The organism is Pseudomonas putida (assembly GCF_028682395.1).
GTDB classification, from domain to species: domain Bacteria; phylum Pseudomonadota; class Gammaproteobacteria; order Pseudomonadales; family Pseudomonadaceae; genus Aquipseudomonas; species Aquipseudomonas putida_AB.
Map to the genome: position 1 here is coordinate 446,462 of NZ_JANHLC010000004.1, position 19,257 is coordinate 465,718.

22 protein-coding genes are annotated in these 19,257 nt (G+C 62.6%); 13 read left to right on the forward strand and 9 right to left on the reverse strand.

Translation table 11 applies throughout. The features are described from left to right. Window positions 1-9 precede the first annotated feature (9 nt). The 5 genes from ssuC (at window position 10) to NPS46_RS13280 (ending at window position 2,708) form a co-directional block, all read left to right on the forward strand. Complete coding sequence (gene ssuC, locus NPS46_RS13260) at window positions 10-801, forward strand: aliphatic sulfonate ABC transporter permease SsuC (RefSeq protein ID WP_274107820.1); 792 nt, start codon at window positions 10-12, stop codon at window positions 799-801. Then, window positions 798-1,604 carry an aliphatic sulfonates ABC transporter ATP-binding protein gene (ssuB, locus tag NPS46_RS13265; RefSeq protein WP_274107822.1) on the forward strand — a complete coding sequence of 269 codons (807 nt, stop codon included), beginning with the start codon at window positions 798-800 and terminating at the stop codon, window positions 1,602-1,604. Before ssuC ends, ssuB begins: the two co-directional genes overlap by 4 nt. A gap of 40 nt (window positions 1,605-1,644) precedes the next feature. Further along, entirely contained in the window at window positions 1,645-1,860 is a 216-nt protein-coding gene (locus tag NPS46_RS13270; protein ID WP_003213899.1) for a TOBE domain-containing protein, read from the forward strand. A gap of 280 nt (window positions 1,861-2,140) precedes the next feature. After that, entirely contained in the window at window positions 2,141-2,440 is a 300-nt protein-coding gene (locus NPS46_RS13275; RefSeq protein WP_274107824.1) for a type II toxin-antitoxin system RelB/DinJ family antitoxin, read from the forward strand. Then, window positions 2,427-2,708 (forward strand): type II toxin-antitoxin system RelE/ParE family toxin, encoded by a 282-nt coding sequence (locus tag NPS46_RS13280; RefSeq protein WP_274107826.1) that lies wholly within the window; start codon window positions 2,427-2,429, stop codon window positions 2,706-2,708. The genes NPS46_RS13275 and NPS46_RS13280 overlap by 14 nt, the downstream gene beginning before the upstream one ends. A 42-nt stretch (window positions 2,709-2,750) precedes the next feature. Here NPS46_RS13280 and NPS46_RS13285 read toward each other — a convergent pair whose 3' ends face one another. Then, on the reverse strand, window positions 2,751-3,374 hold the full coding sequence (locus NPS46_RS13285; protein ID WP_274107828.1) for a class I SAM-dependent methyltransferase: 624 nt from the start codon (window positions 3,372-3,374) through the stop codon (window positions 2,751-2,753). Window positions 3,375-3,569: 195 nt separating this feature from the next. Between NPS46_RS13285 and epsC the strand changes: the two genes are divergently transcribed. After that, a complete protein-coding gene (gene epsC, locus NPS46_RS13290) occupies window positions 3,570-4,496 on the forward strand; it encodes a serine O-acetyltransferase EpsC (RefSeq protein WP_274107840.1) in 927 nt (308 codons plus the stop codon). Between the two features lie 421 nt (window positions 4,497-4,917). Further along, window positions 4,918-6,873, forward strand: coding sequence for a choline transporter BetT (gene betT / locus NPS46_RS13295; protein WP_274108079.1), 1,956 nt, complete (start codon window positions 4,918-4,920; stop codon window positions 6,871-6,873). A 28-nt stretch (window positions 6,874-6,901) separates the two neighbouring features. Here the strand turns inward: betT and NPS46_RS13300 are convergent, their stop codons facing one another. The 3 genes from NPS46_RS13300 to betC all read right to left on the reverse strand — a co-directional run bounded on the left by NPS46_RS13300 (window position 6,902) and on the right by betC (window position 11,053). After that, window positions 6,902-8,470, reverse strand: a complete 1,569-nt coding sequence (locus NPS46_RS13300; RefSeq protein ID WP_274107842.1) for a SulP family inorganic anion transporter — start codon at window positions 8,468-8,470, stop codon at window positions 6,902-6,904. A 127-nt stretch (window positions 8,471-8,597) separates the two neighbouring features. Beyond that, window positions 8,598-9,521, reverse strand: a complete 924-nt coding sequence (choX, locus tag NPS46_RS13305) for a choline ABC transporter substrate-binding protein (protein WP_274107844.1) — start codon at window positions 9,519-9,521, stop codon at window positions 8,598-8,600. Between the two features lie 17 nt (window positions 9,522-9,538). Further along, window positions 9,539-11,053: a choline-sulfatase gene (gene betC, locus NPS46_RS13310; protein ID WP_274107846.1), complete on the reverse strand. Its 1,515-nt coding sequence runs from the start codon at window positions 11,051-11,053 to the stop codon at window positions 9,539-9,541. A gap of 114 nt (window positions 11,054-11,167) precedes the next feature. Here betC and NPS46_RS13315 point away from each other — a divergent pair, with 114 nt between their 5' ends. Next, the gene (locus tag NPS46_RS13315) at window positions 11,168-12,118 is read left to right on the forward strand and encodes a choline sulfate utilization transcriptional regulator (protein WP_274107848.1); all 951 of its coding nucleotides are present in this window, start codon (window positions 11,168-11,170) and stop codon (window positions 12,116-12,118) included. Window positions 12,119-12,293: 175 nt separating this feature from the next. Then, entirely contained in the window at window positions 12,294-12,620 is a 327-nt protein-coding gene (locus NPS46_RS13320) for a DOPA 4,5-dioxygenase family protein (RefSeq protein WP_274107850.1), read from the forward strand. 120 nt (window positions 12,621-12,740) lie between these two features. On the opposite strand, the gene NPS46_RS13325 is transcribed toward NPS46_RS13320, so the two are convergent. From NPS46_RS13325 to trpB, 3 genes are all read right to left on the reverse strand, one after another. Then, window positions 12,741-13,193, reverse strand: coding sequence for an anti-virulence regulator CigR family protein (locus NPS46_RS13325; protein WP_274107852.1), 453 nt, complete (start codon window positions 13,191-13,193; stop codon window positions 12,741-12,743). Between the two features lie 121 nt (window positions 13,194-13,314). Further along, a complete protein-coding gene (trpA, locus tag NPS46_RS13330) occupies window positions 13,315-14,127 on the reverse strand; it encodes a tryptophan synthase subunit alpha (protein WP_274107854.1) in 813 nt (270 codons plus the stop codon). Continuing rightward, a complete protein-coding gene (gene trpB / locus NPS46_RS13335; protein ID WP_274107856.1) occupies window positions 14,127-15,347 on the reverse strand; it encodes a tryptophan synthase subunit beta in 1,221 nt (406 codons plus the stop codon). The genes trpA and trpB overlap by 1 nt, the downstream gene beginning before the upstream one ends. A 113-nt stretch (window positions 15,348-15,460) precedes the next feature. Here trpB and NPS46_RS13340 point away from each other — a divergent pair, with 113 nt between their 5' ends. Continuing rightward, window positions 15,461-16,360: a LysR family transcriptional regulator gene (locus NPS46_RS13340; RefSeq protein ID WP_274107858.1), complete on the forward strand. Its 900-nt coding sequence runs from the start codon at window positions 15,461-15,463 to the stop codon at window positions 16,358-16,360. Between the two features lie 25 nt (window positions 16,361-16,385). On the opposite strand, the gene NPS46_RS13345 is transcribed toward NPS46_RS13340, so the two are convergent. Next, complete coding sequence (locus tag NPS46_RS13345) at window positions 16,386-16,712, reverse strand: DUF883 family protein (protein ID WP_274107860.1); 327 nt, start codon at window positions 16,710-16,712, stop codon at window positions 16,386-16,388. 151 nt (window positions 16,713-16,863) lie between these two features. Between NPS46_RS13345 and NPS46_RS13350 the strand changes: the two genes are divergently transcribed. After that, window positions 16,864-17,079 (forward strand): dodecin, encoded by a 216-nt coding sequence (locus tag NPS46_RS13350; RefSeq protein WP_274107862.1) that lies wholly within the window; start codon window positions 16,864-16,866, stop codon window positions 17,077-17,079. Between the two features lie 130 nt (window positions 17,080-17,209). Continuing rightward, entirely contained in the window at window positions 17,210-17,434 is a 225-nt protein-coding gene (locus tag NPS46_RS13355) for a DUF1161 domain-containing protein (protein ID WP_274107864.1), read from the forward strand. Between the two features lie 60 nt (window positions 17,435-17,494). Here NPS46_RS13355 and NPS46_RS13360 read toward each other — a convergent pair whose 3' ends face one another. Continuing rightward, entirely contained in the window at window positions 17,495-18,496 is a 1,002-nt protein-coding gene (locus NPS46_RS13360) for an LLM class flavin-dependent oxidoreductase (RefSeq protein ID WP_274107866.1), read from the reverse strand. Window positions 18,497-18,729: 233 nt separating this feature from the next. Here NPS46_RS13360 and NPS46_RS13365 point away from each other — a divergent pair, with 233 nt between their 5' ends. After that, window positions 18,730-19,161, forward strand: a complete 432-nt coding sequence (locus NPS46_RS13365; protein WP_274107868.1) for an OsmC family protein — start codon at window positions 18,730-18,732, stop codon at window positions 19,159-19,161. The last annotated feature ends 96 nt before the right edge of the window (window positions 19,162-19,257 follow it).

Genomic DNA, 19,257 nt, shown 5'->3' on the forward strand with positions numbered 1-19,257 from the left:
GACACGACCATGACGAGCCTGAGCAAACTCAGCCATAAACTCGCGCCCTGGGCCTTGCCCCTCTTGTTGCTGGCGACCTGGCAACTGGCGGTTTCCGCCGGCTGGCTGTCGACCCGTATCCTGCCGGCACCGAGTGCCGTCATTGCCGCCGGCGTCGAGTTGGTGCGCAGCGGTGAAATCTGGAAACACCTGGCGATCAGCGGCTGGCGCGCCGGGATCGGCTTCCTGATCGGCGGCGGCATCGGCCTGGCCCTGGGCTTTATCACCGGCCTGTCGAAGTGGGGCGAACGCCTGCTCGACAGCTCGGTGCAGATGATCCGCAACGTGCCGCACCTGGCGCTGATCCCGTTGGTGATCCTGTGGTTTGGTATCGACGAGTCGGCGAAGATTTTCCTGGTGGCCCTGGGCACCCTGTTCCCGATCTACCTCAATACCTACCACGGCATCCGCAACGTCGATCCGGCGTTGGTGGAGATGGCCCGCAGCTATGGCCTCAGCGGCTTCAGCCTGTTTCGCCAGGTGATCCTGCCGGGCGCCCTCCCCTCGATTCTGGTTGGCGTGCGCTTCGCCCTCGGCTTTATGTGGCTGACCCTGATCGTCGCGGAAACCATTTCGGCCAGCTCCGGCATCGGCTACCTGGCGATGAACGCCCGTGAATTCCTGCAAACCGATATCGTCGTCCTGGCCATCGTGCTCTACGCCGTACTCGGCAAACTGGCCGATGTCGCCGCACGGGCCCTGGAACGGGTTTGGCTGCGCTGGCACCCGGCCTATCAAACAGCCAAAGGCGGTGGCGCATGACAGCTCAACAACCCCCACGCCTGCTACGCGGCCTGCCGCTGGCGGTGCGCAAACTGCAAAAGACTTTCGGCGAACGCCAGGTGCTGCGCGATATCGACCTGCATATCCCGGCCGGGCAATTTGTTGCCGTGGTCGGGCGCAGCGGTTGCGGCAAAAGCACCCTGTTGCGCCTGCTGGCCGGCCTCGATCAACCCACGGCCGGCGAGCTGTTGGCCGGCTCCGCCCCCTTGGGCCTGGCCCTGAACGACACCCGCCTGATGTTCCAGGAAGCGCGTTTGCTGCCTTGGAAAAAAGTCATCGACAACGTCGGGCTCGGGCTCTCGGGCAACTGGCGGCCACAGGCCCTGCAAGCATTGGACGCGGTAGGCCTGGCCGACCGAGCCGATGAGTGGCCGGCCGCCTTGTCCGGTGGCCAGAAACAGCGCGTGGCCCTGGCCCGCGCCCTGATTCACCAGCCGCGCCTGCTGCTGCTCGACGAACCGCTGGGCGCGCTGGATGCCCTGACGCGGATTGAAATGCAGCAACTGATCGAACGGCTCTGGCAGCAACACGGCTTCACCGTATTGCTGGTAACCCACGATGTCAGCGAAGCCGTGGCCATTGCCGATCGGGTCATCCTGATCGAGGAAGGCCAGGTCGGTCTCGACCTCACCGTCGACCTGCCGCGCCCACGTGCACGCGGCTCGCACCGTCTCGCGGCACTGGAGACCGAAGTCCTCAACCGCGTCCTGGCACTGCCCGGCTCGCCGCCGGAACCGGAACCCGTGTCCCCTCTCCCGACGCAATTGCGTTGGGCCCAGTAACCCAAAGCCTACCCCTTACCCAACGACAGGAATCAATGCCATGACCATCAAAGCCATCAACGTTCGCAACCAGTTCAAAGGCACCATCAAGGAAATCGTCGAAGGCGACGTGCTGTCGGAAATCGACGTGCAAACGGCCTCCGGCATCGTCACCTCGGTGATCACCACCCGTTCGGTCAAGGAACTGGAACTGGTGATCGGTAGCGAAGTGATCGCCTTTGTAAAATCCACCGAGGTCTCGATCGCCAAGTTGTAAGCGATGCGTCACACACAACCCCGGGGGCGATGTCCTTCGGGGTTTTTCGCTTTTGGGGCCAAGAACAGACGTTGTCTTATCGGATGAGATGGTTTCATTTGTCCGAAACCTCTCCCAACCCGCTGTTCGCTGGCACCACCTACAACACCCGCCTAGGCTTTGCCGTCATCACCGCCGCTTGAAAGCGGCCACTTTCCACGGGGCCTGCATCGCTTGAACGTATCTCAACTGAGATACACCGTTCAGCCCATCGATCATTCCATCGGCAGGAGCACTTACCATGACGGCCCAGACCTCGATGACTCACGTCCGCCTCGATACCCAGCTCAAGACCCAGGCCAGCGAAACCCTCGCCGCCGTTGGCATGACCCTCTCCGATGCCGTGCGCATCCTGCTGACCCGCGTGGTCAGCGAAGGCGCACTGCCACCCGGCCTGACCTGCGATCCGCAGACCTACGACGCCTGGTTCCGGACCAAGGTAAGGGAAGCCCTGGCTGATCCACGCCCCGCCATCGACCACGACCCGTTGATGGATGAGGTCCAGGCGCTGATCGATAAAAAGCACCATGCTCGCGGTTGAGTGGAATCAGCAGGCCCGAGTCGACCTGTTGGCGATCATTGAGCCTATCGCCAGCAGCCACCCTGGCGCCGCGCAACGCTTCAAAGTCGAGATACAGGCAAAAACCGCGCGCGTGGCACGCCATCCACGATTGCATCGCGTGGGACGAGTCGAAGGCACACGTGAGCTGGTCGTGCGACCCAGCTATGTACTGGTGTACATAGAGCAACCCGGATCCATTTGCATACTGCGGCTCCTGCATACCGCTCGGCAGTGGCCCGCCCTGTAAACCCAGCAGCACGCCCGCTCAAGGCTTCGCTGGCGCCCCCTCTCACTTGCGCCAGACACTCGCCAGCCAGGGCTGCTGCTCGCGCGGCAGGCCAGCGGGCCGGAAGTAATGTTCCAGTTCGACAAACCCCGCAGCAATCAGTAGCGCCTGCCACGCAGTCAAATCGTGGTAGGCCCCGTAACGCTCGCCATTCCAACCTTCCTGGTTATCGCCCCGTGGATTGGAGCTGAACAGCACACCCCCCGGTTTGAGCGTTGCCCATAACTGGCGCAGGACCCTGGGCAATTCCTGGCTCGGCACATGGAACAGCACGGCATTGGCAAAGATGCCGTCAAAGCGTTCGGATGGCAGGTCGAGTTCAAGAAAATTCTGCTGCCAGACTTCACAACCGCTGTCATCACGGGCCATCTGGGCGAAGCGCGGTGTGCCATCCAGGCCGATCGCACAATGCCCCAGCTCGGTAAACCGGCGCAGGTCACGGCCCGGCCCGCAGCCGAAATCCAGAATGGCAAAGGGTGCTTCACCACGGATATGGCGCAACAGCGCGGCAATATTCTGGCTGACATCATGGTCGCGCGTGCCTTCGCGAAACCCCTCGGCGCTCTGCTCGTAATGGCCCAGGGTCGTGCGGGTAATCTGCTCAAGATCGGGGGCGGCGAGTTTCATAAGCGCGTGGCCTCGGCAAGAAAGAAAAACCGCCACTATACCGGCTCCGCTCCCGCGCATTGGCGGGCATCGCTTATGCCAGAAAGTGCTACGGCACGTAGAAAGCGTTCTAGAACGCTATCACCACACATCCCGTAAAGTATCCCCATTCAGGGCGGTCGGGCAGTTCCACCGCTAGCGTCGGGAGACATAAACGTGAGCGAAGGTTCGGGCCATTGGCAGCTACAGAGTATTGTCAGCCAGTTGCGTGACGCGCGGGATCAATGGCGCGCCCAGAACGGCCGGGCCGGCGGCGAACAGGGAGGACGGGAGCTGCCTTCGCGCCAGGCCATGGCGCAGATCCTCGAAGCCCTCTGCGGCGCCCTGTTCCCCATGCGCCTGGGCCCGGTGGACCTGCGGGAGGAAAGCGAGGACTTCTACGTGGGTCACACCCTGGACACCACCCTCAATGCCCTGCTGGTCCAGGCGCGGCTGGAACTACGCTATGTCGCCCGCCAACGCGGCGAGCCGGAGCAACCCGTCGATGCTCGGGCCATTTTGCTGATCCAGGATTTCGCCAAGGCGCTGCCCGGCCTGCGCAGCCTGTTGGACAGCGACGTGTTGGCGGCCTACCACGGCGATCCGGCCGCGCGCAGCGTCGATGAAGTGCTGCTGTGCTATCCGGGGATTCTGGCGGTGATTCACCATCGCCTGGCCCACCACCTGTATCGCGCCGGCCTGCCCTTGCTCGCGCGGATCAGCGCGGAGATTGCCCATTCGGCCACCGGCATCGATATCCACCCAGGCGCGCAGATCGGCGCGAGTTTCTTTATCGACCACGGAACCGGCGTGGTCATCGGCGAGACGGCGATCCTCGGTGAGCGGGTGCGGATCTACCAGGCCGTCACCCTGGGGGCCAAGCGCTTCCCGGCTGACGAGTCGGGGCAGTTGCAAAAGGGCCAGCCGCGCCACCCGATTGTCGAAGACGATGTGGTGATCTATGCCGGCGCGACCATTCTGGGGCGCATCACCATTGGCAAGGGTTCGACCATTGGCGGCAATGTCTGGCTGACCCGCAGCGTAGCGGCGGGTAGCAACCTGACCCAGGCCAACCTGCAGCACGATGACGGCACCCAGAAATAACCACAGCCTGGAGCCGTTGCTGCCTGACGGACGGACGCGCAGCATTGGTAAAGCACCAGAGGGCAATGTTCCAGGCACCACCATCATGCGCTGCGCACTCGGCCACAGGGCCGCGCGCCGCCATTGAAGCCACTCGCTATAGCCGCCACAGGCCGTCGTTTGCACACGCAAGAGCGCGCTGCATCCAGCATCTGGCCGCACCTGAGCTAGCGTACAAGCAAGACCGCCAGGCCCTGCGATTAGTCCTCACGGCCTTTTCATGTTTAACTTGAACACTCGTTCAAGTTAAACCGGCAGTTCGCTGCCCGCTCACAACAGGAGGCTTGCCTTTGCTGAGTCCGACACCTTCAGCCACCTTCCATCCTGATGAGGCGCACCCGATATGAGTGCTTCCAGCCTCCCCACCAGCGGCCTGGTCCGCATGAATCCGCCGGTGTTCTACTTCGCCGCGAGCTTTATCCTGATCTTCGGCCTGGTGGTGATCGCCATGCCCCAAGCCGCCGGCCAATGGCTACTGGCCGCGCAAGACTGGGCGGCCAATACGGTCGGTTGGTATTACCTGCTGGCTATGACCCTGTACCTGGTCTTCGTGGTGGTCACCGCCTTGTCCGGCTACGGCAAGATCAAGCTCGGTGCCGACCACGACGAACCCGAGTTCAGTTACCTGTCCTGGGCCGGCATGCTGTTCGCGGCCGGGATCAGTATCACGCTGTTCTTTTTCTGCGTCTCCGAACCCCTGACCCATATGCTCCAGCCGCCCCAGGGCGAAGCCGGCACCGCCGAGGCTGCACGCCAGGGCATGCAGTTGCTGTTTCTGCACTGGGGCCTGCACGGCTGGGGCGTGTTCGCGTTTGTCGGCATGGCCCTGGCCTATTTCGCCTACCGCCACAACCTCCCCCTGGCCCTACGCTCAGCGCTGTATCCGCTGATCGGCAAACGCATCAACGGCCCCATCGGCTATGCGGTGGACGGCTTCGGTATCATCGCCACGGTGTTCGGCCTGGGCGCTGATATGGGCTTTGGCGTACTGCATCTCAACGCCGGGCTCGACTACCTGTTTGGTATTGCCCATACCCAATGGGTCCAGGTCGGCTTGATCAGCCTGATGATGGGCGCGGCGATCATCGTGGCAGTGGCCGGCGTCGACAAAGGCGTACGGGTGATGTCCGATATCAACATGCTGCTGGCCTGCGCCCTGCTGCTCTTCGTATTGTTCGCCGGCCCTACCCAGCACCTGCTCAACACCCTGGTGCAGAATATCGGTGACTACCTCGGCGCCCTGCCGATGAAGAGCTTCGACCTCTATGCCTACGACAAGCCCAGCGACTGGCTCGGTGGCTGGACGGTGTTCTACTGGGCCTGGTGGATTGCCTGGTCGCCCTTTGTCGGGCTGTTTATCGCCCGGATCTCCCGCGGTCGAACCATCCGTGAGTTTGTCTTCGGCGTCCTGCTGATACCCCTGGGCTTTACCCTGGCGTGGATGTCGATTTTCGGCAACAGCGCCATCGACCAAGTGCTGAACCACGGCATGAGTGCCCTGGGCATGAGCGCCCTCGACAACCCGTCGATGACCCTCTACCTGCTGCTGGAAACCTACCCCTGGAGCAAGCCCGTGATCGCGGTCACGGTGTTTATCAGCTTTGTGTTTTTCGTCACGTCCGCCGACTCCGGCACCGTCGTGCTGTCGACCCTGTCGGCACGGGGCGGCAACGCCGACGAGGATGGCCCGAAATGGCTGCGGGTGTTCTGGGGCGCGATGACCGCGCTGGTCACCAGCGCGCTGTTGTTCTCCGGCAGTATCGACGCGCTGAAATCTGCGGTGGTGCTGACTTCCCTGCCGTTCTCGCTGATCCTGCTGCTGATGATGTGGGGGCTGCACAAGGCCTTCTATCTCGAATCGCAGAAGAAGATCGCCCAGATGCATTCCCTGGCCCCGGTGTCCGGTTCACGCCGCGGCGGTTGGCGTCAGCGCTTGAGCCAGGCGGTGCATTTCCCGTCGCGCGACGAGGTCTACCGCTTCCTCGACCAGACGGTACGCCCGGCCATCGAGGAAGTCAGCGCGGTGTTTGTCGAAAAAGGCCTGAACGTCGTCACCCAGCCGGACCCGGCCAATGACAGTGTCAGCCTGGAAATCGGCCACGGCGACCAGCATCCCTTTATCTATCAGGTGCAGATGCGTGGCTACTTCACCCCTTCGTTCGCCCGCGGCGGCATGGGCCCCAAGGAGTTACGCAACCGGCGTTACTATCGCGCCGAAGTCCACCTGAGCGAAGGCAGCCAGGACTATGACCTGATGGGCTACACCAAAGAGCAGATCATCAACGACATCCTCGACCAGTACGAACGCCATATGCAGTTCCTGCACCTGGTGCGCTAGCAGCACTCGAACCGGCCAGTGCCCCCGCCTAGTCTTCGAACAGGATGGGGCACTTGTCCGGGCCTTCGAGCTTCTTCAACTCGTCGACGACCTGCGGTCGAGCGCGGCGCAGCACCAGGCAGCGATGGTGCTGGGCTAACCGACGCGCTTCCTGGTGCAGCATTTCCACGCCCGAATAGTCGATAAAGTTGATGTGCTGCGCCTCGATGACCACGCGCGGGCCCTGCAAACGCTGCAGGCGCACCTGCAGGTAATGGCTGGCGCCGAAGAAAATCGAGCCGCCAACCCGCAGGACATCATCGTCCCCATCACGCCAATGCTGGACCCGAGGCTGGGAGGTGCGCTTGAGGTAGAAAAACAGCGAGGCCAGCACGCCGGCATAGATCGCGGTCTGCAATTCCAGCAACAGGGTCGCTACACAGGTCAGGGCCATCACCACAAACTCGGCATGGCTGACGCGAAACAGCGCGCGAATGCCGCGATGGTCGATCAGCCCCCAACTGATCAGCAGAATGCTCCCGGCCATGGCCGGGATCGGAATATGGGCGATCAGCGCCGAGCCGCACACGGCAAACAGTGCCACCCAGAGCGCGGAAAACACCCCGGCCAGGGGCGAACACGCGCCCCCCTCGTAGCTCAACCCCGAACGGGTAAAGGAGCCAGATGACAGATAACCGGAAAACAACCCGCCGACCATGTTCGACAGGCCCTGGGCACGCACTTCCTGGTTGGCATCGATCAACTGTTGGGAACGGGCCGCCAGTGAGCGGGCAATCGACAGGCTGGTCACCAGCCCGAGCATGCCCACGGCCACGGCACTGGGCAGCAGGCGCAGGATCATGTCCAGGTCCAGCGGTAGCGGGCTGAAGGGCGGCAGGCGTCCCACAAAGGACTGCACCAGTTGCACATGGCCAAAGGTGCCGGGCAGCAGCCAGACCATCAGGCTCGCCAGCCCCAGGGTCAATAACAGCGTCGGCCAGCGCGGCAACAGTTGCTTGAACAACGCGCCGACCACGACCGTCCCCAGCCCCAGCAGCATCGACGGCATATCCAGTTGATCGAGATGTGCGACCAGCGCCAGCAGGCTGTTCAGCGCCGTGGCCTGGTTCGGCACACTGAGCCCGAGCAGGTTCGGCAACTGGCCCAAGGCGATGACCACCGCCGCCCCCAGGGTGAACCCGAGCACCACCGAGTGGGAGACAAAATTCACCAGCGCCCCAAACCGCAACATCCCGAGCAGCCACTGGAAGACCCCGGCGATAAACGTCAGCAGCAGGATCAGGCTGATGTAGTCCTGGCTCCCGGGCACGGCCAGCGGGCTGACGCTGGCGAACAGGACGATGGAGATGGCCGCGGTCGGCCCACAGATCAGATGCCAGGACGATCCCCAGAGGCAGGCGATCAGGACCGGAATGATCGCTGCATACAAACCGTACTCGGGCGGCAGGCCGGCGATCAGGGCATAGGCGATGGATTGTGGCAGGGCGAGAATGGCACCGCTGAGGCCGACCATCAGGTCGCGCCCGACACTGAGGCGTGTCTGACGCGGCAGCCAGGTGAGAAACGGCAGGAGTGTACGAAGATCAGGCCAGCCCATGGAGCGCTCGTTCGGGGGAAGATAAAGGCGTCAGGGTGCGATGTCTGCCACCAGGGTGCAAGCGTCTGGCCTTGTGCGTTGATGTCTGGCGGGCACCCGCGCACAGGGCCAATAGGGAGCTCGACGCCTAGAGCCGGGCCTTGACCGCCGCCAGGCCATCCTGCCCGTCCAGGGTCTTGACCCCCTCCAGCCATTGATCCAGCACCGCCGGATTGGCCTTGACCCACGCTTTGGCGGCATCGCCATAGCTGATCTTGCGATTGACCACATCGGCCATGATCGCGTTTTCCATCTCCTGGGTGAACGCCAGATTGCCCAGCAGCTTGCCGACATTCGGGCAGGCCTGTGCATAACCCTGGCGAGTCAGGGTGTAGACACTGCCGCTCTGGCCAAAATAGGCCTCGCCCCCCTTGAGGTAGCGCATCTTGAGTTGCACGTTCATCGGGTGCGGGGTCCAGCCGAGAAAGGTGACGAAGCGCTGTCTCTTCACCGCCCGCGCGACTTCGGCCAGCATGGCCTGTTCACTGGATTCCACCAGCTTCCACTGGCCCAACTCGAAGTCGTTTTTCTTGATGATGTCCTGCAACGAGGCATTAGCCGGGGCGCCGGAGCCAATACCGTAGATTTTCCTGTCGAATTTTTCGGCAAATGTGTTCAAGTCGGCGAAGTCATGTACACCCGCGTCCCAGACGTAGTCCGGCACTGCCAGGGTGAACTCGGTGCCCTCAAGGTTTTTGGCAAATTGCGTCACTTCGCCAGTGGCAATGAACTTGTCATAGAAGCCCTGTTGCGCCGGCATCCAGTTGCCCAGAAAGACATCCACCTGGCCATCCTTGAGCCCGCCAAAAATGATCGGCACCGCCAGGATGTCGACCCTGGCCTTGTAGCCCAGGCCGTCGAGCAGCAGCCCGGCAATGGCATTGGTCGCGGCAATATCACTCCAGCCCGGATCCGCCATCTTGACGGTCGCACTGCAGCCCTCTTCGGCCTGGGCCGCCAGGCTGCTCAATGTCAGCAGCGCAACGCCCAGGACTGTGGATAACTTATGCATGGCCTTCCCCTTTTTGCTTATTGGTTTTGGCAGGGTTGTGGGTAACGTGCCTTGCGCTCCAGATCATCGAGGTCGATATGGTTGCGCATGTACTGCTGGCTGGCGTCGACCAGCGGCTGGTGATCCCAGCTCTTGAGCGTGCCACGGCTCAGCGCCTGGGCGACAAAACGTCGTCGACGCTGGCTGGCGAGTACCTGTTGGTGAATCAGTGGGATGTTCCATTTGGCCCGGGCCTCGGAAAGAAAAGCCTCGAACAGGGCCCGATGTTCGGGCGACTGGCTGAGCTCCGCCAGTTCGCCGGGGTCGTTGCGCACATCGAACAGCAGGCAGGGATCGTCTTCGCTGTAGATAAATTTGTAGGCGCCGCGACGGATCATCATCAGCGGGCTGACGGTGCCTTCGGCCATGTACTCGCCAAACACTTCGTCATGCCCGCCCTCGCCACGCAAGTGCGGAACCAGGGAGCGGCCATCCAGTGGCAGCCCGGGTTGCAATTGGCCACCCGCCAGTTCGACCAGGGTCGGCAGCAGATCGGCGGTGGACACTGCCGCACTTACGCGCCCGGGCGCAAACTGCCCTGGCGCGCACACCAGCAGCGGGACCCGCGCGGCCATTTCGTACCAGTGCATTTTGTACCAGAGCCCGCGCTCGCCCAGCATATCGCCATGATCGCCGGAGAAGACGATCAGGGTGTCGTCGGCCATCCCCGTGTCCTCCAGGGTTTGCAGGAGCTTGCCGACATTGCTGTCGATATAACTGCAGGCCCCGAAGTAGGCACGCCGGGCCGCGCGGATCTTATCCACAGGCAGGGGTTTGTCCCATAGGTCGTAAACCTTGAGCAACCGCTGGGAGTGGGGGTCGAGGCTGGCCTGAGGCGGGGTGTGGGGCAGTGGAATTTCGTCGTCGCGATACAGGTCCCAGAAAGCCTTGGGAATGGTGTACGGATCGTGGGGATGGGTCATCGAGACGGTCAGGCAAAACGGCTGGTCGCCGGCCTGGCGCACATGGTCGAACAAATACTGCCGGGCCTTGAACACCACCTCTTCATCAAAATCCAATTGGTTGGTGCGCACGCAGGGCCCGGCCTGCAGGACCGACGCCATATTGTGGTACCAGCTTGGCCGCACATCCGGCTCGTCCCAGTTCACTGCCCAGCCGTAGTCGGCGGGATAGATATCGCTGGTCAGGCGTTCTTCATAGCCATGCAACTGGTCCGGGCCGCAGAAATGCATCTTGCCCGACAGGGCCGTGCGATAGCCCAGGCGACGCAGGTAGTGGGCATACGTCGGGATATCGGCAGGGAAATCGGCGGCATTGTCGTAGGCGCCAATCTGACTGGGGAGCTGGCCGCTGACCAAGGTGAAACGCGATGGCGCGCACAGCGGGCTGTTGCAGTAGGCCGCGTCGAACACCACGCCCGTGGCAGCCAGCCGGCTGAGATGGGGCATGCGGATGGGCGAGGCGCCGTAGAACGGTAACAAGGGCGCGGCCATCTGGTCGGCCATGATGAAAAGAATATTCTTGCGTTTCATCTGATCGCGGCATTCCATAGTCAATAGTTATGCGGTGGTGCTGAACCTGAGAATGGAGCCCCTGGCTATAGTGGTAAAGCCCACGGCCGGCAATGACTAGGATAAGTACAGCTTATGTTTGATGCGCTTGGAAACATGTCCCTGGACCTGCTGCGAGTCTTCGAAGCGGCTGCCCGCCATCGCAGCTTCACTGCCGCCGCCATGGAGCTGGGCACCACCCAGCCGGCCATCAGCCAGCAGATCAAGCGACTGGAAGAACAACTGGCCACGCGCTTGTTCGACCGCATCTACCGGGGCATCGAGCTGACCGATGCCGGACTGTTGCTGTTCGAACAACTGCAGCCGGCGCTCCAACAGATCGAGCTCGGCTTGAATGCCGTCACCGGCCAGCACCAACATGAAGTGCTGCAGGTGGCCACTGACTTTGCCTTTGCGGCCTACTGGCTGATGCCGCGCCTGCACCGTTTCCACGCGGCCCACCCGCTGATCGACGTCAGCCTGGTCACCAGTGAACGTAACCACCACATGCTGCGCAGCGACATCGATGTCGCCGTGCTGTTTGGCGACGGGCGTTTCAAACAGGGTGAAAGCCGCTGGTTGTTCAACGAAGAAGTGTTCCCGGTGTGCAGTGCCGGGCTGCTCAAGGACCGCGCATTACCACTCCCGTCCGAGGCCTTGCTGGAACTGCCCTTGCTGAATCTGCGCAGCGAGAACGGCAACCAGTGGTTCGACTGGAATGGCGTTTTCCGCCAACTGGGACTGCATACACCTCCCACCCCGGGCCAGCTGCGTTTCGACAACTACACGCTGCTGATCCAGGCGGCGATTGCTGGCCAGGGCGTGGCGATTGGCTGGCGGCATCTGGTGGATGACCTGCTCGAACAGGGCTATCTGTGCCGGCCCATCAAGGAAACGGTGACCTCGACGTACGCCTATTACGTGGTCCTGCCACCGCGCAAGCGCCGCGGCGCGCTGATCCAGCTGTTCGTCGACTGGTTGCAGGCAGAACAGGCGAGCAATGCCCAGTCCCTCAAGGGCGTGGCGTTGCCGGCGGTAGCGGTGTAAGTCGTCGCGCTTGTTTGCAGTGGAAAATCCGCTGGTTTGGCGACGGTCTGGGGCGACTCATGGCACCATGTACGCAGATTTTTGGCGTGAGCCACCGTTTCCCGGGGCTCCTGAGGATATTCGGTGTGCCCCCTGGAAAGAGCCACGGGGGTCGACCTGCTGTGAGGGTATTGCGATGCAACGTATCAAGGGCTACCACGCCCATGTCTACTTCGATGCCTCGACCATCGACCAGGCCCGGACGCTGTGCGAACTGGCGGCAAAAACCTTTCCCTTGAGCATGGGCCGAGTACACGAGCGCCCAGTGGGGCCGCACCCGGACTGGAGCTGTCAATTGGCGTTCGCGCCGGAGTATGTCGGCGTGGTCATGCCCTGGCTGGCGTTGAATCGCAAGGGCCTGGTGGTGTTCATGCACCCGTTGACCGGCGACGAGCTGGCCGACCACCGCGACCACGCGATCTGGATGGGCGCCATCCGCCCGCTGGATTTGTCGGGGTTCTAAACGCGCCCGAGCCGCTGCCGCAGACTACCCCCCGCCGCGATCGCGGCGTCATTACCATCGCTGAAGGGCCAGCGGCCCTCTAGCCACCTCGCGGCAGCAGCGACTGCCGCTCAAGCCCCATCAATACAACACCCCATCAAGCACTACATAGACCAACCCGCTACCTATGGCGATCAACACGATATCGCTGCCGGCCCGGCGCCATTCGTAGCCGTGGTACACCGGCAGGCGCGACAACGCCCGACTATCCAGCCGTTCGCCGTAGTACCCCGGGGGCAACGGCTGGCCACGCACGATGCGGACATTGCGCGGCGGTGGCGCGCCACGGTGGAAGTGCTCACGGTCATCGCGGATCATCTGGCGCACCGGGCCAAAGTCCTGGGGCGGCTGGCGCCAGTTCGGGCCATTTTGCCCACCCGGGCTAGCATGTCCCTGCTGCTGCCCGCCACGCCCCTGCTCGCCTCGATTGCCACCCCAGCCACCCGGCTGGTCCGGCGGCGCAGCCTGGGCCAGGGCGCTGGCACCGAGCATCAGTACGGCTAAAGACGCAATCAACCGTTTGGGCATGTTCATTCGTTATTCCTCAGAAACCAGACAGCAAAAAGGGGTTCAGAAAGATGATTCTGAACCCCTCATTCTTGCTACTTAGTCTGTAGGACGAAGCTTAGATTCCTCTGTATCAGGAACTTTACCTTCAGCTGACGCGGGCTTTACGCACGCCCTCTGCCAGTGCCGCACACAGCCCCAACACGCCGTCGACGGCCTGCTGGGCGGACTCAGCGGCGGCGATCTGATCGATCAACGCCGAACCGACCACCACACCGTCTGCCAGACGGGCAATGGCAGCGGCCTGCTCCGGCGTGCGGATGCCGAAACCAATGCTGATCGGCAACGCGGTATGGCGCCGCAGACGCGCGACGGCTTCCTCGACATGCTCCAGGGTCGCGGCACCGGCGCCGGTCACACCCGCCACCGAGACGTAGTAGACAAAGCCGGAGCTGCCGTTCAGTACAGTCGGCAGGCGTGCATCATCGGTGGTCGGCGTGGTCAGGCGGATAAAGTCCAGGCCGGCGGCCTGGGCCGGGTCGCACAGCTCGGCGTTATGTTCCGGCGGCAGGTCGACCACGATCAGGCCATCGACCCCGGACTCCCGCGCTTCGGCGATAAAGCGCGGCACGCCGTAGTGGTGGATCGGGTTGAAATAGCCCATCAGCACAATCGGCGTGTCCTGGTTATCGACCCGGAACTCGCGGACCATCTGCAGGGTTTTCGCCAGGTTTTGCCGGGCCGCCAGGGCACGGATATTGGCCAGTTGGATCGCCGGGCCATCGGCCATCGGATCGGTAAAGGGCATGCCCAGTTCGATCACATCGGCACCTGCCGCCGGCAGCCCCTTGAGGATTGCCAGCGAAGTGTCATACCCCGGGTCGCCAGCGGTAACAAAGGTCACCAGGGCCGCACGGTTCTGTTGCTTGAGTTGGGCAAAACGCGTTTGCAGGCGGCTCATCAGTGTTTCTCCTGCTGGGACTGTTGCATGTGGTGCATCACGGTCTGCATATCCTTGTCGCCACGGCCGGACAGGTTGACCACCATCAGGTGATCCTTGGGCAGCGTCGGCGCGAGCTTGAACACTTCAGCCAGGGCATGGGCGCTTTCCAGGGCCGGGATAATGCCTTCGAGGCGGCAGCACTGGTGGAACGCGGCCAGGGCTTCGTCATCGGTGATCGAGGTGTATTCGACCCGGCCGATATCGTGCAACCAGGCATGCTCCGGGCCGATGCCCGGGTAATCCAGGCCAGCGGAAATCGAGTGGGCGTCGATGATCTGGCCATCGTCGTCCTGAAGCAGGAAAGTCCGGTTGCCGTGCAGCACGCCCGGCACGCCGCCGTTCAGGCTCGCGGCATGCTTGCCGGTCTCGATGCCATGACCGGCGGCTTCGACGCCGATAATCCGCACGCTGCTGTCATCGAGGAACGGGTGGAACAGCCCCATGGCGTTCGAACCACCGCCGATGCAGGCCACCAGGCTGTCGGGCAGACGACCTTCGTGGGCCTGCAACTGTTCGCGGGTTTCCTTGCCGATCACCGCCTGGAAGTCACGAACCATCGCCGGGTAAGGGTGCGGGCCCGCCACGGTGCCGATCAGGTAGAAGGTGCTGTCGACATTGGTCACCCAGTCACGCAGCGCTTCGTTCATCGCGTCTTTGAGGGTGCCGGTGCCGGCAACCACCGGGATCACTTCGGCGCCCAGCAGCTTCATGCGGAACACGTTGGCCTGCTGGCGCTCGATATCGGTGGTGCCCATGTAAATCACGCAATCGAGGCCGAAGCGCGCCGCCACGGTGGCGGTCGCTACGCCGTGCATGCCCGCGCCGGTCTCGGCGATGATGCGTTTCTTACCCATGCGCCGGGCCAGGAGGATCTGGCCGATGCAGTTGTTGATCTTGTGCGCGCCGGTGTGGTTCAGCTCTTCACGCTTGAGGTAAATCTTCGCCCCGCCGCAATGCTCGGTCAGGCGCTCGGCGAAATACAGCGGGCTCGGGCGGCCGACATAATCGCGCTGGAAGTAGGCCAGCTCTTCGATAAAGGCCGGATCGACCTTGGCCGCTTCGTACTCACGGTTCAGATCGAGAATCAACGGCATCAGGGTTTCCGCGACATAGCGGCCACCAAAGTCGCCGAACAGGCCGTTGGCATCAGGGCCGTTACGCAGATTGGACTGGGTCATGGGACGCTCCAGGCGAAGGGTGAAGAGGTTTCGATGGGGCCACTCTAACCATGACAGGCGCGGAAGAAAACCGATAAGATCGCCGCAACCTGTCAGGAAAACTCACAGATACCATGAGCCACGACCTCCCGCCCCTCAATGCCCTGCGCGCGTTCGAAGCCACTGCCCGCCTGAACAGCGTCAGCCAGGCTGCCGAGCAGCTGCACGTCACCCACGGCGCCGTCAGCCGGCAATTGAAGGTGCTTGAAGAACACTTGGGCCTGAGCCTTTTCATCAAGGACGGCCGTGGACTTAAACTCACAGATTCCGGCATCCGACTGCGCGATGCCAGCAGCGAAGCCTTCGAGCGCCTGCGCAGCGTGTGCGCCGAGCTGACGCAAAGCACGGCCGACGCGCCTTTTGTGCTGGGTTGCTCCGGTAGCTTGCTGGCGCGCTGGTTTATTCCGCGGCTGGGACGCCTGAATGCCGAGCTGCCGGACTTGCGCCTGCACCTGTCGGCCAGCGAGGGCGACCTGGACCCGCGCAAGCCCGGGCTCGATGCCCTGCTATTGTTCGCCGAGCCACCTTGGCCTGCGGACATGCAAGTCTATGAATTGGCCAGCGAGCGAATCGGTCCGGTGCTGAGCCCGCGCTTTGCCCGCTATGAGACATTGCGCCAAGCGCCGGCCGTGGCCTTGAAAAGCGAAGCACTCTTGCACACCACCTCGCGGCCGCAGGCCTGGCCCAGCTGGGCGCGGCACAATGGGATCGACGCGGGGGAATTGAAATACGGGCAAGGATTCGAGCACTTGTATTACCTGCTCGAAGCCGCCGTGGCAGGACTGGGCGTAGCTATCGCGCCGGAGCCGCTGGTCGCGGACGATTTATGCGCCGGTCGGCTGGTCGCGCCGTGGGGTTTCAACGAAACCCCGGGGCGACTGGCACTGTGGCTGCCCAAGCGCGCCGCGGACGGGCGCGCCGGGCAGTTGGCGCAATGGTTACAGCAGGAACTGCAGGCCGCCGCCGAGGGCTAGCCCGGCGATTCAGCCGCGGCGCTGCTTAATCGCCGCGCTTGCACAGCAGATAGGCCGCCAGCAGGCCCAGGGCCCCGACGGCAACGCCCGCGGTCGTCCAGGGGTGTTCCTGGGCGTAGTCGCGGGTGGCGATCCCGGTTTCGCGGGTTTTGGTCTTGACCTCTTCATAGGCGTCGCTCAGCAGATGGCGCGAGTGCTTGAGAGCATTCTCGGCATTGCTTTTCAGGGCCTTGAGGGTTTTGCGCGACTCGTCCGAGGCGTCGTCCTTAAGGCTTTCCAGGGACTTGAGCAGGCTCTCGATCTCCGCTTCCATGCTTTCCAATGAGGCTTTGCGTAACGAATTACTGGCCATGTCGGCTCTCCTACAGTTGGGTGACGTGTGAGGGTTCCGACTGCACGCACCGCTGAAAGTGCCATCTATCGAAACCCATCCCGGAGTTCTCCCTTCCAAGTATTCGCAGGATTCGCTGCTAGGCTTTGATTTACGACAAAAGGAGAGCGATATGAGCGATCACCACACGTACAAGAAAGTCGAACTGGTCGGTTCCTCCCCCACCAGCATCGAGGACGCGATCAACAACGCGCTGGCCGAGGCGAGCAAAAGCATCAAGCACCTGGAATGGTTCGAAGTGACCGAAACCCGCGGGCACATCAAGAACGGCAAGGCCGCGCACTTCCAGGTCACCCTCAAGGTTGGCTTTCGCATTGCCGATAGCTGAGTTTGGGCTAGGCTTCTGAACTTGTACGCTGGCCGAATGCCATAGGAAGTGGCAAAGCGCTATTTAACCTCGGCCACGTCCGTGCGGGCGTCGACGCCTACCTTTGTGATCTGACCAAGGAATGTGAGCGATGAAGAAAATTGTATTGGCGATTGGGTTATTGAGCCTGGCGGGAACCGCGATGGCGGCCGGCAAGCCCTGTGAAGAGCTGAAAAGCGAAATCGCTGCGAAGATCGAGGCCAATGGCGTCAAGCACTACACGCTGCAAGCCGTCAAGAAAGGTGAGTCGGCTGACGGCAAGGTCGTTGGCAGTTGCGAGGGCGGCACCAAGGAACTCGTCTACAAACGCGGCTAAAGCGCATACAAAAACGCCGGCCCCGGGAGCGATACTCCCGGGGCCGGCGTTTTTTTGGACTCAGCCCTGCATGACCTGCGCCAGCAGCTCGTAGGAGTGAATCCGATCGGCATGCTCGTAGAGGTCGCAGGTGAAGATCAGTTCATCGGCCTGGGTCTGCTCGATCAGCACCTCAAGCTTGGCCTTGATCTTCGCCGGGCTGCCCACCATGGCCAGGCCGAGGAAGCTGGCCACCGCGTCTTTTTCATGGGGCAGCCAGAGACCGTCCATGGTTTTCACCGGTGGCCGCTGGACCAGACTCTGCCCACGCATCAACGCCAGGATGCGCTGGTACACCGAGGTGGCCAGATAGTCCGCCTGCTCGTCGGTATCCGCAGCGACCAGCGGCACGCCCAGCATCACATACGGCTTGTCGAGCACGGCTGAAGGCTTGAAGTGATTGCGGTACACGCGAATCGCTTCATGCATGTAGCGCGGCGCAAAGTGCGAAGCGAAGGCATAGGGCAAGCCGCGTTCACCGGCCAACTGGGCACTGAACAGGCTGGAGCCCAGCAGCCAGACCGGCACCTGGGTCCCGGTGCCCGGCATGGCAATCACCCGTTGGTCGGACGTTCGTGGGCCAAGGTAGGCCATCAGCTCCGCCACATCTTCGGGGAAATCGTCGGCACTGCCCGAGCGCTCACGGCGCAAGGCGCGGGCGGTCATCTGGTCGGAGCCCGGCGCGCGCCCCAGGCCCAGGTCGATGCGACCCGGGTAGAGGCTTTCGAGGGTGCCGAACTGCTCGGCGATCACCAGTGGCGCGTGATTGGGCAACATCACGCCGCCGGAGCCGACACGGATGGTCGACGTCCCGCCCGCCAGGTAGCCGATCAGCACCGAGGTCGCCGAACTGGCGATACCGTCCATATTGTGATGCTCGGCGACCCAGAAGCGGTTGTAGCCGAACTTCTCGACATGCTGCGCCAGGTCCAGGGAATTGCGCAGGGACTGCGCCGGGCTGCCATTGGCGCGCACGGGCACCAGATCCAGGGTGGAGAATTTGATGTCGGACAAACGAGTCATGGGCCTGCTACTCCGGTGGGGTACACGGCAGTGGGGTACGCAGGCTCGCCTTGGCGACGAAAAACCTGCCAGTGAATGTGCAATATGGGCATATACCCGAGATTCAAGGGCCAATGCGTTTTTTGCCGTGTTGACCGCTCTTCGTGCGGTCGGGCTGAACTTTGCAGCGACGTCTATCCTCAGAACCCTAGTCAGCGCGTGAACCCTTCACGCCGCAGTTCGAGGAGAGACAGATGAGTATCAAGAAAAAGGCATCAGCTCACTGGGAAGGCGATCTGAAGACCGGCATCGGCCATATTTCCACCGAGACCGGGGTGCTGCGCGAAGCGCCCTACGGTTTCAAGGCCCGCTTCGAAGGCGGTCGGGGCACCAATCCCGAGGAGTTGATCGGCGCGGCCCATGCCGGCTGCTTCTCCATGGCCCTGTCGATGATACTCGGCGAAGCGGGGCTCAAGGCCGAGAGCATTGATACCGAGGCCCAGGTCACTCTCGATCAGGTCGATGGCGGCTTTGCCATCAGCGCAGTCCACCTGGTGCTCAAGGCGAAAATCCCTGGCGCCAGCCAGCAGCAATTTACCGAGCTGACCCAAAAGGCCAAGGAAGGTTGTCCAGTTTCCAAAGTACTGAACGCGAAGATCACCCTGGAGGCGAGCCTGATCGGCTGACGGATACTCCCGCTCCGTGACTGGGGCGGGTTTCCCTGCGCTCTGTCAGAACTTGCCTTTGGCGTCTGTGGTCGAATCATTGTTCGCAGCCCATAG

Coding starts and splice junctions, on each gene's coding strand:
- NPS46_RS13350 (WP_274107862.1), top strand. CDS start 16,864: ATGAGCGATCACCACACGTACAAGAAAGTCGAACTGGTCGGTTCCTCC.
- NPS46_RS13300 (WP_274107842.1), bottom strand. CDS start 8,470: ATGGGCTGGCCTGATCTTCGTACACTCCTGCCGTTTCTCACCTGGCTG.
- NPS46_RS13345 (WP_274107860.1), bottom strand. CDS start 16,712: ATGGCCAGTAATTCGTTACGCAAAGCCTCATTGGAAAGCATGGAAGCG.
- NPS46_RS13270 (WP_003213899.1), top strand. CDS start 1,645: ATGACCATCAAAGCCATCAACGTTCGCAACCAGTTCAAAGGCACCATC.
- NPS46_RS13280 (WP_274107826.1), top strand. CDS start 2,427: ATGCTCGCGGTTGAGTGGAATCAGCAGGCCCGAGTCGACCTGTTGGCG.
- NPS46_RS13315 (WP_274107848.1), top strand. CDS start 11,168: ATGTTTGATGCGCTTGGAAACATGTCCCTGGACCTGCTGCGAGTCTTC.
- NPS46_RS13325 (WP_274107852.1), bottom strand. CDS start 13,193: ATGAACATGCCCAAACGGTTGATTGCGTCTTTAGCCGTACTGATGCTC.
- NPS46_RS13285 (WP_274107828.1), bottom strand. CDS start 3,374: ATGAAACTCGCCGCCCCCGATCTTGAGCAGATTACCCGCACGACCCTG.
- betC (WP_274107846.1), bottom strand. CDS start 11,053: ATGAAACGCAAGAATATTCTTTTCATCATGGCCGACCAGATGGCCGCG.
- betT (WP_274108079.1), top strand. CDS start 4,918: ATGAATCCGCCGGTGTTCTACTTCGCCGCGAGCTTTATCCTGATCTTC.
- choX (WP_274107844.1), bottom strand. CDS start 9,521: ATGCATAAGTTATCCACAGTCCTGGGCGTTGCGCTGCTGACATTGAGC.
- ssuC (WP_274107820.1), top strand. CDS start 10: ATGACGAGCCTGAGCAAACTCAGCCATAAACTCGCGCCCTGGGCCTTG.
- NPS46_RS13340 (WP_274107858.1), top strand. CDS start 15,461: ATGAGCCACGACCTCCCGCCCCTCAATGCCCTGCGCGCGTTCGAAGCC.
- NPS46_RS13355 (WP_274107864.1), top strand. CDS start 17,210: ATGAAGAAAATTGTATTGGCGATTGGGTTATTGAGCCTGGCGGGAACC.
- NPS46_RS13275 (WP_274107824.1), top strand. CDS start 2,141: ATGACGGCCCAGACCTCGATGACTCACGTCCGCCTCGATACCCAGCTC.
- ssuB (WP_274107822.1), top strand. CDS start 798: ATGACAGCTCAACAACCCCCACGCCTGCTACGCGGCCTGCCGCTGGCG.
- trpA (WP_274107854.1), bottom strand. CDS start 14,127: ATGAGCCGCCTGCAAACGCGTTTTGCCCAACTCAAGCAACAGAACCGT.
- NPS46_RS13365 (WP_274107868.1), top strand. CDS start 18,730: ATGAGTATCAAGAAAAAGGCATCAGCTCACTGGGAAGGCGATCTGAAG.
- NPS46_RS13360 (WP_274107866.1), bottom strand. CDS start 18,496: ATGACTCGTTTGTCCGACATCAAATTCTCCACCCTGGATCTGGTGCCC.
- trpB (WP_274107856.1), bottom strand. CDS start 15,347: ATGACCCAGTCCAATCTGCGTAACGGCCCTGATGCCAACGGCCTGTTC.
- NPS46_RS13320 (WP_274107850.1), top strand. CDS start 12,294: ATGCAACGTATCAAGGGCTACCACGCCCATGTCTACTTCGATGCCTCG.